This window comes from Streptomyces luomodiensis (assembly GCF_031679605.1).
GTDB lineage: Bacteria > Actinomycetota > Actinomycetes > Streptomycetales > Streptomycetaceae > Streptomyces > Streptomyces luomodiensis.
This window is the reverse complement of sequence record NZ_CP117522.1, coordinates 2,161,971-2,174,584: the sequence shown is the minus strand read 5'-3', so window position 1 is coordinate 2,174,584 and position 12,614 is coordinate 2,161,971. Positions and strand designations below refer to the sequence as shown.

Below are 12,614 nucleotides of genomic sequence, written 5' to 3'. Positions count from 1 at the left end.
TGATTGGGCCGGGGACGCGAACCATGGTTCGGGGCTGCTTGCGACGTACGGGGGAACGCGGTGCTTGAGCAACCTGGCCTCGACGCTCTAGCTCGGGCGGCGACGGTTACGTTGCAGGCGGACGATGGCCGTCCACTGGGCAGCGGTTTTTTCGTCGCTCCGAGGACTGTGCTGACGGCTGCGCACGTCCTGAGGACCGGCACGGAGGTCACTGATTGCCTTTTCGCCATCCGCGGCGATTTGTTCAACGGTGGCACGCCGGTCCAGGCCCGCCTGAAGCAATCCCTCCTGACCGAAGTGGATCCAGAGGCTGAGTATGCGCCGATCGACCAGGACCTCGCTCTAGTGGAGGTACTGGATGAGTCGGTTGAGCACGAATGCGTTTGGCTTACAGACAGTGCCTCTTGGTACGGCCGGTATGTGGCCGGGTACTCCTACCACTCAAGAGGCAACCGGGAGCCGCACCGACCGTGGCAGGCACGGCTTGAGGTCAATGCGCGCGATGGATGGCACGGCATCATCTTCGCCTCATCGCCATTGATTCCGGCCGGTTCCTCCGGAGGGCCCGTGGTAGACACGGTCACGGGTGGAGTCGTCGGCATGCTCAAGGGAAGAATCGGTAACAGTGGCGGCGGGTTGGGCGTCGCGATTGCCCTGCTACGCAGGTTCGGCCCTGCATACCAGAGCCTGATGACCGCGCATGACCGCTGGCACGGTACCCGTCCGCTGAGCGGTAGTGTCCGCAACTGGATTGACGAGCAACAATATATCGCCAGTACAATCCTCGGCGGGGCCGTCGGCGGAGACCAGTGGATGCCGCATGACCGACGAACCGCGCTGCATCTGTTGGCCGACCTGCCGCAGCCGTCCGATCCGGCCACCGTGGTGAGCCTTGCACGTAAAGCTGCAGCTGGCTGGGAATGGGCCGACGTCACCCCTGATCTTCTGTGCTGGCGTGACGGCCACGGACTGCTGTATGAGGGCGCTAAGCCGCGAGACGCGGCAACCTTCCTGCGGTATCTGCGGCTCGTTGCGGATCATGTAGGAGGCGGCGGTGGATCTGCCGGTCAGATCATGTCATGGGTTGATGACCGCATTCAGGCACTTGATGTCCGCGGCCGCCCACGGGCTCAGGCGACCACGCAGAGCCGCCACCCTTGCCCTTGCCGGAAACCTCATCCGTGCAGGTCAAGCAGCATGCCGGTACTCGTGGAGGATGCCGCCGAGGCGATCGTGTCGACGTATGTTGAGGTGGGCTAACGTGTCCGGATCGTCGATCGGTGGGGGCAGGGGGTGCAGAGGTCTGGCGTTGGCAATGCCTTGGTGCGGTCGGTGTCCGTTGTAGAACTGCTCGAACTCGCGCAGGGTATGGAGTAGGTGTCGCTGGTTCCAGATCAATGTCCTGTCCAGGAGCTCGCGACGACAGGTCTGTATCCAGCGCTCCGTGATCGAGTTCATTCGTGGCATCTGGATGCCGCTGAGCACGACGTCGATCCCCGCGTCGTTGAGGACGGCATCGAAGAGGGCGGGGAACTTCCCGTCCCGGTCCCGGATCATGAACCGTGCGCGGCGGCCGAGGTCTTCGAGGTCCATGACGAGGTTTTTCGCCGCTTGCGCTACCCAGGATGCGCTCGGATGCGCGGTGGCGCCCAGGACGCGGATCCGGCGACTGCCGTGTTCGATCACCACGAGCACGTACATCCGCATCCCCGACAGCGTGACTGTTTCCATGAAGTCACAGGCCAGCAGGGCATCAGCCTGTGCGCGAAGGAAGGTGGCCCAGGTACTGGAGTTCCGCGCGGGTGCTGGGGCGATGCCGGCCTCCTTCAAGATCTCCCAGACAGTGGACGCGCCCACTTCCACCCCCAGCACGAGCAGCTCACCGTGCAGGCGCCGGTACCCCCAGCTCGGGTTCTCCTTCGCCAGCCGCAGCACCAGGATGCGGATCGAGCGCACGGTACGCGGTCGGCCAGGGCGTTTGGGTTGGCAGGAGGAGGCATGGCGGCGTGCGACGAGGTCGCGGTGCCAACGCAGTACCGTGTCGGGGCGTACGAGCAGCCGTAACCGTCGCAGGACGTGCAGGGGCAGCCGGTGCAGCAGCGCTGCCAGGTACGCCCGATCGCTGGGTGTGAACCGGATCTTGTCCTTGCCGAGTTGGCGTTCCAGCACGGTGATCTGGTGGCGCAGGGTGAGGATCTCCGCGTCCTTGTCCCGGTCGGTCATCGGCAGCAGGCGAAGCATCGCGAACGCGTTCGACACACCCAGGTAAGCCAGTCGCAGCAGCACGATCGATCATCATGACGCGCTGACAGCAGCTGCGCCAGAGCGTCGGACCGAGCGACCGCGGCCAAGATTTCGGGAACCCGAAGAAGCGGTCCCCACCAGGGCGGATGAGATTTCCGGCAAGGGCAGTGTCTACGCACTGATCTTCCTCGAGCACGGCACACGCCGCCTCCACATCGCCGGAGTGACCGCGCATCCGACCGCACAGTGGACGACCCAACAGGCCCGCAACCTCGCGCTTGAGGCGGGCGTACGCCTGGAGTCGTTGCGCTTTGTGATCCGCGACCGGGACGGCAAATTCACCGAGTCCTTCGACGCGGTTTTCGGAGCTGAGGGCATCAAAACCCTCAAGACTGCCCCGCGGGCCCCGCGGATGAACGCACACTGCGAGAGGGTTATCGGGACGCTACGGCGCGAGGCCCTCGACCACCTGTTGCTCTGGAGCGAGCGCCACGCTCTCCACGTTCTCAGCACCTACGCCGGACACTACAACGGGCATCGACCGCATCAGGCCCGAGAGCAACTACCTCCACTCGCCGACCACCGCCCTGCGCCGAGGTCCGACTTGAAGACCCCACGGCGGCTACTCCAGACCCGTGTCCTTGGTGGCCTGATCAATGACTACAGATACGCAGCATGACCAGCAGTGACGCGTTTCTTAACGGCACAGGAGACGCACAGGCCGCGCCGAATGCACCGACCGACTCCTCATCATCGGCGAGCGACATCTGCGTACGGTCCTGACCAGGTACGCCGAGCACTACAACTCCGGGCGGGCTCACCGCAGCCTGGACCTACGTGCTCCAGACGACGACCCGAACGTCATCCCACTGCCCGCCGCCACGGTCAGGCGCAAGCAGGTACTCGGCGAACTGCTCAATGAGTACCACACCACGCCACCCAGACCGCCTCACCATCCACAGGCAACGGCCAACTCAGCAGCCGAATTGGAATATTGACACCCTTCAGGGCCCCGTGGGCCGACCGGCGCCACCACTTACTGCCGCTGGCAGCGGCGCCCGTCACTCCTCGCCCGAACGCCAGCGGATCCGCCGGGTCGCCAGCACGAACGTCACCACCGTGAAGGCGATGAGGAAGCACGCGTCGCTGAGTAGACGCGAGGTGACGGGGCCAGCTATGACCTGGTTCATGGCGGATGCGGCATAGGTGGCCGGGCTGATCTTGCCGACGATCGAGGCTCCCGCGGGAAGAGAGCCCGGCGGTACGAGGATCCCGCCGATCAGGACCATCACCATGGTGGAGGCCACGCTGATGGCCCCTGCCTGGTTGATGTTCCTGGCCCAGCTGCCGATCACCACCCCCAGCCCCGCCATGGGGAGCGTCACCATTGGCACCACGATGACGATCAACAAGTGTAGGTGGAAACCGACTTGGAGGAACAGGGACCCGAGTACCGCGGTGACGAACAGCGAGGGCAGCGACAGTAAGAAGAAGGCGGTGGCGGAGGCCAGGACCAACAGTGCGGGTCGTACGGGGAGCGCCGCGAACTGGCTCAGCGCGCCGGTCGCCCGCATGTAGGCGAAATGCGACGCCAACTTGTTCTGGTTCTCGAAGCAGATACCCAGGACGAGGGCGCCTACCAACAGGTGCAGCAGGTCATCGGAGCCGCCGCGCTCGGACACGCGCGACAGGCCGATCAAGCTGATCAGGGGCGCGACCATGCCCGTGGCGATCGTTGAGGTCCACGACCACCGCCAGTTGAGCAGCTGAATGGCGATCAAGTCAGCCAGCTGGCCGACGTACACGAACTTCCTCCGGTCGGGGGGTGAAACCGTCACGAGACAACACCCCCTAACACCCGGCCCTGGTCCGCAGCCTGCCACTTGTTAACCAGATAGCGGAGCCCGACCGGCTCGACGCGCACGTTGCCCAACTGTTCAGGCGTCAGGCTCGCCATAAAGTCGGGCAATTCACAAGGGTGGACATACGTGAGCCAGCTTCCACGTTCCGGCTCGCTCCACTCCCACGTGCTAGCCGGACGGGCCTCTGCCATGACGCGGACGCACAGCCTCTCTTCCACGTTCCTCCGAAGTTCCGCCGGGGTCCCGACGCCCGCCACCCTGCCCTCGCGCATTATCGCCACCCGGTCTATGACGCGCTCGGCTTCCGCGACGTCGTGCGTCACCAGGACGATGGTGGAGCCGGTGTCGTGCTTGAGGTCCGCGCACACGTCCCAGATCAGCCGCCGCCGGCCCGCGTCCAGGTCGTTCGTCGGCTCATCCAGGATGACCACGTCGGGTCGACCCGCGATACAGAGCGCGAACTGGACCAGTCGCCGCTGGCCACCGGACAGCCGCTGGGAGACATCCTTCACGACGCGGCCCATGCCGAACCGCTCGACGATCTCGTCACGGTCCCGGCGTGCGTCCCGCCGCGTCAGGCCGCGGAGACGCCCCGAGAAGTAGACGGCCTCGCTCACCGTGAGATGCCCAAGCGAAAAGCCCGTCTGCGGCATGTATCCCGCCCGCTCGTGCACTTCCTGGGCGTGGCGTACCGCGTCTTTGCCGAAAAAGAAGATGCGGCCGGCGGAGGGCTTGACGAGACAGGCCAGTTGGCGTATGAGCGTGCTCTTTCCTGACCCGTTGTTCCCCAGCAAGCAGAACAGCTCCGCAGACCGGATGTCGAGAGAGACATCGATGTTGGCGGGCTGTTTTCTGCCTGCGTACACCTTCGTTAGACCACGTACTTCGTAGGCGTTGACTGGCATTCTTGCTCCTCATTGCGAGAAGACGTGACTCACCGACGGTTTCACGGCTATCCGGCTGCGGCACCCCCACCACATGGCCCTTTCAGTGCGAGACGTGTACGCCGTGCCGGTCCAACTCCTCGACCACCCGGTCCCAACTTGTGAAGAGAAAGGCGGATAGCCCGGCGGCGCGGGCACCCGCCACATACGCCGGCTGGTCGTCGAAGAAGATCACGTCACCGACCTCCAACGACATGCGCTCCACCGCCGTAAGATAGGCGAGCGGCGACGGTTTTTGGACCCGGATGTCATGCGAGGGGAACACGTAGTCGAACTCGTCCACCATGCCGTGGAACACCATATCAGCGTGCAACGCGTCGGTGAAATTGGATAGGACGCCGACCGGCACTTCCCTCCGTATCCGCCGGATCGTGGCGAGGGCGTCACCGTCCACCGTTCCGCGGTCCTCGCACCAAGCCTCGACTGCGTTCTCGGCGTGGTGGCCGAAATCGGCAACCAACCGGCGCCTCACATCCGAAACCCACTGCCGGTTGTCCATAACGCCCACCTTTGCCAGCTCGTAGCTGGGGTGTTGGTAGGCGTACTCCCGAATGGTGCCGGAGGGCAGCCCGGCCAAGGCCTCACCGGCAGCTGCCCCGCTGTCATCGAAATGCCTGATGACACCGTTCATGTCCAACAGCAGACCTGAAATTTTCTTACCGTTCACTCTGCACCCACCTGGATTACGGACGGACAATTCCCATGAGGTCGTCGACTGTACGGCTGAGAAGTCGACGCACCGTGTCCCGTGAATATCGGGATTGCAGGTAGGCAACCTGCAATGTCAGCGAACCGCCCAGGATTCCGGCCTTCACGTTGAACTTCCAGGAGACCGGCAGGTTCGGGTCGCGCGGCAGCGCGGGCTGCCGCTGGGCGAAGCGCGTGCCGAAGCCGATGTCCGACAATCCCGCGTCCAGCTGGCCGAGGTAGTTGAACGAGACGTCCGGAGTCGCCTCAAGTTCTGCACCCCGCTCGCCGTCGAGGTAGCGCAGCAGTCCGTAGCCCTCACCGCTGCCCGGCACCGAGGACAGCTTGTTGCGCACCGCGCTCAGAACCTCGCGCATGTCGGAGCCGGGGCTGACAGGGAACCGCAGCGGAAACGCGTTGGTGAACCAGCCTGCGGTCCAGGACAGATCCATTCCGCTTTCTCGCAGCTGCCGTCCGTGGTTGCGCACCATGAAGAGAAGCTCCCCGGAGTCGCTCAGACCCCCGAGCGCGTTCGCCAGCGCGGCCATAGTCAGTTCGTCGACACCGCCGAGGCCGTGGAAGGCCGCGTTGGTGATCAGCGCGGTGTCCGCTGGCGACAGGCGGACCTGCTGGGACTGTCTGGAGGACAGGATGGTCGAGGACTCCCCGTGCTCGGGCCGCAAAGGCGACTTGTGACCTTGCACCTGGGCCGCCCAGAAGGGCCGCTGTCGCTGGACGGCATCGCTCACGGCCCGGGCTGGCAGCTCGTGGGCCCACGTCGTGTACGGCGTGGTGATGGGCACGAACTTCGGTGGGGTCGGTGCCCCGATCTGCCCGTACATATCCTGTATCTCGTGGAGAAGCATCGACAGGGTGTACGCATCGGCGCAGAGATGGTGCGTGCTCAACACCAGGTGCCATACGTCGTTGCGCGGCTCCTCCAGTGCCAGTAGCGAAATGAGAGGCCCGTTGGCGATGTCGCGGCGCTGCTCGACGACTCGGGCATGGTGGTCGACCAACTGGTCGAGCTCCGCGGCGGAGTCCGCCTCGATCTCCGCGTACTCGACCTCGATCAGGTTTCCGTCCCCTTGGTCCCGGAGTTGCTCCCACCGGCCGCTCTCGTCGCAGGTGAAGCGCATGCGCAGAACGTCATGCCGCTTGGCCACCAGTTCGACCGCGGCGGCGAGTTTGGGGAAATCGATGTCCCGTAAGGTTTCGAGGTGGATGGAGATGTCCCAGTTTCCGAGATTGGCCGCTGGCAGGCTAAGGAACTGCTTCTGCTGCGGGCTGATGGGCACGGGCAGGTCCGTCGCCGTGTCCGCAGGCAGTGGCTCTGGCTGCCGCCGCACTGGTGCGGCACTGACCGCCTCACTGAGGGGTTTCCCGCTCGTCAGCGCCCCCAGGTCCACATCCGCGCCCGCCTGCGCGCACATGGCGGATGCCCGCAGAGCGAGGACCGAGTCCCCGCCGAGGTCCGAGAAGCTGCGAGCGGGGTCGACATCCGAACGGCGCAGCAGGATGCCGCACGCCCGCACCAGGGCTTCCAGCGGCCCGTCATGGTCGTCCGCGGCATGTGGTTCGGCCGGCTCCGCGGACGGATCGATCTCCGCCAGCCGGGACTCCGCGTAGGCCGCCCGGCACGCGCTGCGGGCCACCTTCCCGCTCGTCGTCAACGGAATGGTGCCGGGCCGGACCAGGACCACGGCCAGTACGGCGATGTCGTGTGCCGCGACGACGGCCGACCGCACAACCTCCCTGAGCTTCCTCCGGTCCTCGCTCAGCGACTCGGAGCTGCCTCGGAACTCAGCGACCACGATGAGTCCCTGCGTGGAGCTGTCCTCGTAGTGGAACGCGACTGACCGGTTGCGCACGAAGCGGTCCGACAGCGACTCGACCGTCGCCTCTACGTCGTGCGGGAAGATGTTCCGGCCGCCGCTCACGATCATGTCGTCGATCCGCGTGCCGAAGTACAGCTCACCGTCTAGCACCAGCCCGGTGTCCCCGGTGCGCAGCCAGCGCTTGTCGGGCCCGTGTGCGCCTTCGGTGTCCGCCAGCTGCGCGTTGAGGACCCTGCGCGTGCGCTCCGGCTTCCTCCAGTACGTGCGGGCGACGTTGGGCCCACTGACCCAGATCTCGCCCAAAGCGCCGTCGGGCACGACGGTCCGGGTGTCCGGGTCGACCGCGACAATGTCCTGGCCGCAGGGCGTGCCGCACGACACCAAGAGCACTCCGTCGTCCGCCGTCCGGCCGACAGGTTTCGCCACCCCCTCCCGGAGGCGGTGCCGATCGACGGATACGGTCCTCGGCATCTGCCGCGGTGCCGCCGTGGTGACCAGCAGCGTGGCTTCGGCGAGGCCGTACGCGGGTCGCTGCTGCTCGGGGCTGCCGCCGTGATTGCGCAGTACTTCGCCGAACCGCTCCAGGGTGGAGGGCTTGACGGGCTCGCTGCCCGTCACCCAGACCCGCGCGGATGCCAGGGAGAGGTCGGGGAGGACCTTGCCCTTCATCCGGTCGACCACGCGCTCGTATCCGAAGTTCGGGCTCGCCGTGTAGGTGTCCGGCCACGCGGACATCAGGCGGAGCCAACGGACCGGATCCCGGAGGAAGGACTCCGGACTCATGATGGCGGACGGTCGGCCGAGGACCAGCGGCGCCATCACCGCCGCTATCAGTCCCATGTCGTGGAAGAGCGGGAGCCAGCTCACGAAGTTCGCCTCGCCGGATACCTCGAAGGCGGAGGCGAACTGCCCGACGTTGGACAGCACGTTGGCGTGGCTGACCACCACCCCGGACGGACTGCTGGTCGACCCCGATGTGTACTGCAGGTAGGCGGGGTCGTCGGCGGCCGTGGGCACGGGGTCCCAGGGGACGTCGAGTGCCACGGGTTCGTCCGCCCACACGACGTTCCGCGGGCGCTTGACCGCCGGATCGGCGGCCATGTCCCAGATGTAGTCACGGGCATCCGTATGGGCGATCCAGACGTCGGCCTCCGCGTCGGCCAGGACGGATCGCAGACGCCCGGAGCGTTCCTGGCGGTCCGGCTCGAACAACGGCACCGCTATACCGCCCGCGTAGATGGTCGCCAGCATGCTGACGACGTAGTCCATACTCTGCGGCAGCAGAATGGCGACGCGTGATCCGCTGTTGATATGAGGCGCCATTCGGACGGCATGGGCGCGGACACGGCCGGCCAGCTCCCGAGCGGTCAGGCTCTGTATATCAGGCGTTCCGTCAGGGTAGGAGAAGACATCGAATCCGCGTCGGTCTTCGGGTGCGCGCCCCCATTCGTCGATGCAGTCGGCGATCGTGAGGGCCTGAGAGGTGTGTGGCACGTGGGTTCCTTTGCCTGCCGTATTCATGCGAAGTGGTTCGCCTCAGGCAGAACCGCAGTCGAAAAGTTTCCAAAATATCCCTTGTAGGGGGTCCTTTCACCTCGGGGGACCCAGAAGGACACCTGGCCCATGATCATGTCGGGCACAATGTGCACCGGTTGACAGACGGTGATTTCCAGCGTCCAGCGATGCACGGCGCCCAGGTTCCCGAGGTCCGCCGATATCTGGAGGAAGACCCCGAGTCGGCCGAGCGAGGAACGCCCGATGAGGCTCGGCACGAATCGGTCGCTTCCGATGACCTCTTTGGTTGTGGCCAGGTAGACCCGCGAGGGTTGGAGGACTAACCCGCCCGCGGGGATGGTTTGTTCCTCGGTGGCAGGGGGCGAGTGCGCGTCGACCACCTTTTCGTCGTAGGTGCGGATCGTGGGGCCGATGCGGTAGTTGTAGCTATTGGGGTTCACGGCACTCTCGTCGAATGGATCGATGACGATGTCGCCGTCGGCTACCGCCTGCGTAATCCGCGATCCCGTAAGAATCACGATTGTTCTCCCTGATCGGTGGGAATCCCGTCGTGGGTTTCGGCTGCTGGGACCCGGTCAGCGGCCTGACGAGCCGGTCCCGCGCGGACCGCGGACTCATGCGATCCCGGCGAGACTTCCCCCGTTGGGGCGGCCGATCCCCTCGAACGTCCACCCGGCAGCCCGCCAGCGATCCGCGGGCAGCGCGTTCCGCGCGTCGAAGATGCGGGTCCGGGCCACCACGGACTTCACTTCTGCCGGGTCGAGGTCCTGGTACTCCCTCCAGTCGGTGAGGTGGAGCACGACGTCTGCGCCCTCGCAGACGCCGAGGACCTCGTCGTCGTAGGTGAGCGTGGGGATCGCCTGGCTGGCGCGCTGGAGTGCGCGGACGTCGTGGACCCGGACGAGAGCCCCTTCCGCCGCGCAGGCAGTGGCGACGGCAAGCGCCGGGGAGTCGCGGATGTCGTCGCTGTTGGGCACGAAAGCCGCGCCGAGAACTGCCACAGCAGCGCCGGCAAGAGATCCGCCGCAGAGTCGCCTGGCCGCGGCGACGGTGCGCTCCCGACAGCGGAGATTGATCTCGTCGACGACCGGGAGGAAGTCGAGCGCCTTCCCCACGTTGGCCTGCTGGCCGTATGAGTAGAGGGCCCTGATGTCTTTCGGCAGGCATCCTCCGCCGAAACCTAGCCCGGCCTTGAAGTACGACCGTCCGATACGCCGATCCTCGCCCACGGCCTCAGCGAGGTGCACCACGTCCGCGCCGGTGAGATCGCATATCTCCGACATCGCGTTGATGAACGAGAGCTTGGTCGCCAGGAAAGAGTTCGACGCCATTTTCACCAGTTCGGCGGTCGCTATATTGGTGACGAAGAAGGGGACGCCCTTCCTGATCAACGGATCGTATATGTCCCGGAGGCGCTTCTCCGCCGTCCCGGATCCCACCCCTGCGACGATGCGGTCCGGGGCCATCGTGTCGTGCACGGCCTGCCCTTCGCGCAGGAACTCCGGGTTCCACGCCAGCTCGATGGCCACACCGCTCGCGCCGTGTTCGCTGATCAACTGGCGGATGGTGTCGCTTGTGCCGACCGGAACTGTCGACTTTCCGATGAGCAGCGAGTCCTTGCGAATTCGGGGCACGAAGTCGCGGATCACGCCTTTCAGCTGGCGGAGGTCTGCGGAGTTCCCTTCCTCGCTCTGCGGTGTGCCGACGCACAGGAAGTGGACATCGGCGAAGGCTGCTGCCTCGTCGAGTGAGGTTGTGAAACGGATGCGCCCGTCCCGCGCGTTGCGGACCAGCATATCCTCGAAGTCGTCCTCGTAGAAGGGAGCGTTCCCGGAGGAGAGGGCGGCGATCTTGTCCTGATCGATGTCCATACCCAGTACTTCATGGCCGATTTCTGCGAGTCCGGCGGCGTGGACTGCACCCAAGTAACCCGTGCCGATGACGCTGATGCGCATGGTGGCCTTCCTCTTGTGTCTGTTCAGTCGCCCAGTACAGAGTCGTACTGTGCTGCGATCCGGTCCCAGGTGTAGTGCTCGTGGACAAGGCGGTATCCGTTCTCCGCGCGTCGTCGTATATCGCCCTGGTGCGAAAGGCTGCGGATGATCGTGTCGACGAGGTCGGGGACATTTCCTGGTTCGGCGAACCAGCCGTTCGAGTTTTCGCCCCCGTCGACCACGAATCGCCTCGGGCCGCCTGTCCGAGTCGCTATGACGGGCGTCTTCGTGGCCATGGCTTCCAGATAGACGAGTCCGAACGGCTCCTCGGTCGATGGGGCCACCATGATGTCGGCCACTGCCAGCCCGTCGGGAAGGTCCTGGTGCCCCCTCCATCCGACGAAGTAGACGTCTTCCGTGATTTCGCATTCCACGGCCACGTCATAGGGGTGCTCGTTCTCCCATTCGCCTGGGTACCCTCCCCATACCAGCAGAGCTGGCCTTTGTTCCCTCCCGCGACTCGCATCGGCGAACGCCCTTATCAACGTCGGCACGTTTTTGAATTCGAGGAACCTACCGACGAACATCAGTATCGGCCGCAGGCGGCCATCGGGCCCGACCAGCCTCTGCACATCGGCCTGCGTGTACCGGATACTGCCGGGAGCACCGCCCGGCTTCCACCCCTGTGCGTCGTCCACGAGCCAGGTGTTAAGCAATTCCAGCTTCCGGCTGGTGTCGGGCGCAGCGGGGCGGAAGTGGTCCACGTCAACGGCGTTGGGTATCTGGACGGGCTCCCGCGTGGATTCGCCGAAGACTTCGGCGGCCACCTTGGTGTCATGGTCCGAGATCGTTACGATTGTGTCACTGGCGCTGTGGTATCGGTGCAGCTCCTCGATCCAGAACTCCGAGTGTTCCCAATGCGACCATCGGGTCGAGAGCACTGTTTTCTGCTCGTCTTCCGAAAGGCTGCGGTACCGGGGGTAAAGTCTCGCGACCTGTGCCTCCAGGGGGCGGAAGTCCCGGAGGTCCCGCGCTAGCTGCGCCATGGGAACACCGAGTCGGCGGGAGATGCGCACCCGCTCTTTCATCCCTACGAGCATCTTGAGTTCCGTGCCGTGCAGCGTGGTCACCATCCGGGACCGGGGTGCTACGGCGCGGGCAGCCGCTTGCAGAGGTGTGAGGTGGTGCAGGTGGACCGTCCCGGCCTTACCCATTCCGCCGGCCGCGAAGCTGGCCTGCCAACGCGCTTCGAGCCCTGCGTACAGAGAGGGTGACACCGCGGCGAAGATGCGGTCCGGGGCGCCTATACGGTCCTCGTAGGACGGGTGCATCGGCGTGGGCGCAGCGATGGGGTCGTTGCCGGTCTCAGTCGACTGCACAGCCGCGTTGTAGTCGACGCCGACCACGTCGATGCCCTCGTAGAAGGTCCTGGCATGGGAGGTGGAACCGGCCTGGCCGAGTGAACCCGCGAAGTGCCGGGGAATCCAACGGGTCTGTGCGAGACGTGGCAGAAGATATCTGATGACCTGTGCGGACCCGCCTCGCGGGTAGAACAGGACCCCGCTGTGCAGATGTCGGCGTTGTATCATG

General features: G+C 65.4%; 9 protein-coding genes and 1 pseudogene. 2 read left to right on the top strand and 8 right to left on the bottom strand.

Going from position 1 to position 12,614, the window contains the following annotated elements:
- Window positions 1–60 precede the first annotated feature (60 nt).
- Entirely contained in the window at window positions 61–1,260 is a 1,200-nt protein-coding gene (locus PS467_RS09200) for a S1 family peptidase (RefSeq protein ID WP_311034848.1), read from the top strand.
- Here PS467_RS09200 and PS467_RS09195 read toward each other — a convergent pair.
- Window positions 1,189–2,286 carry an integrase core domain-containing protein gene (locus PS467_RS09195; protein WP_311034815.1) on the bottom strand — a complete coding sequence of 366 codons (1,098 nt, stop codon included), beginning with the start codon at window positions 2,284–2,286 and terminating at the stop codon, window positions 1,189–1,191. The two genes, PS467_RS09200 and PS467_RS09195, sit on opposite strands and share 72 nt — an antisense overlap.
- Before the next feature lie 127 nt (window positions 2,287–2,413).
- Here PS467_RS09195 and PS467_RS09190 point away from each other — a divergent pair.
- Window positions 2,414–2,923: pseudogene (locus tag PS467_RS09190) on the top strand (integrase core domain-containing protein); the annotation flags it as partial.
- A 382-nt stretch (window positions 2,924–3,305) separates the two neighbouring features.
- On the opposite strand, the gene PS467_RS09185 reads toward PS467_RS09190, so the two are convergent.
- The 7 genes from PS467_RS09185 to PS467_RS09155 all read right to left on the bottom strand — a co-directional run bounded on the left by PS467_RS09185 (window position 3,306) and on the right by PS467_RS09155 (window position 12,613).
- Window positions 3,306–4,049, bottom strand: coding sequence for an ABC transporter permease (locus tag PS467_RS09185; protein WP_311034847.1), 744 nt, complete (start codon window positions 4,047–4,049; stop codon window positions 3,306–3,308).
- 29 nt (window positions 4,050–4,078) lie between these two features.
- Window positions 4,079–5,011 (bottom strand): ABC transporter ATP-binding protein, encoded by a 933-nt coding sequence (locus tag PS467_RS09180; protein WP_311034846.1) that lies wholly within the window; start codon window positions 5,009–5,011, stop codon window positions 4,079–4,081.
- 82 nt (window positions 5,012–5,093) lie between these two features.
- Window positions 5,094–5,717, bottom strand: coding sequence for an HAD family hydrolase (locus PS467_RS09175; RefSeq protein WP_311034845.1), 624 nt, complete (start codon window positions 5,715–5,717; stop codon window positions 5,094–5,096).
- Between the two features lie 16 nt (window positions 5,718–5,733).
- Entirely contained in the window at window positions 5,734–9,069 is a 3,336-nt protein-coding gene (locus tag PS467_RS09170) for an AMP-binding protein (protein WP_311034844.1), read from the bottom strand.
- 23 nt (window positions 9,070–9,092) lie between these two features.
- Window positions 9,093–9,608, bottom strand: a complete 516-nt coding sequence (locus tag PS467_RS09165; protein ID WP_311034843.1) for a dCTP deaminase — start codon at window positions 9,606–9,608, stop codon at window positions 9,093–9,095.
- A 96-nt stretch (window positions 9,609–9,704) separates the two neighbouring features.
- On the bottom strand, window positions 9,705–11,045 hold the full coding sequence (locus PS467_RS09160; protein ID WP_311034842.1) for a UDP-glucose dehydrogenase family protein: 1,341 nt from the start codon (window positions 11,043–11,045) through the stop codon (window positions 9,705–9,707).
- A gap of 23 nt (window positions 11,046–11,068) precedes the next feature.
- Window positions 11,069–12,613 carry a glycosyltransferase family 4 protein gene (locus PS467_RS09155; RefSeq protein WP_311039796.1) on the bottom strand — a complete coding sequence of 515 codons (1,545 nt, stop codon included), beginning with the start codon at window positions 12,611–12,613 and terminating at the stop codon, window positions 11,069–11,071.
- Between the last annotated feature and the right edge of the window lies 1 nt (window position 12,614).

Coding starts and splice junctions, on each gene's coding strand:
- PS467_RS09180 (WP_311034846.1), bottom strand. CDS start 5,011: ATGCCAGTCAACGCCTACGAAGTACGTGGTCTAACGAAGGTGTACGCA.
- PS467_RS09160 (WP_311034842.1), bottom strand. CDS start 11,045: ATGCGCATCAGCGTCATCGGCACGGGTTACTTGGGTGCAGTCCACGCC.
- PS467_RS09155 (WP_311039796.1), bottom strand. CDS start 12,613: ATGATACAACGCCGACATCTGCACAGCGGGGTCCTGTTCTACCCGCGA.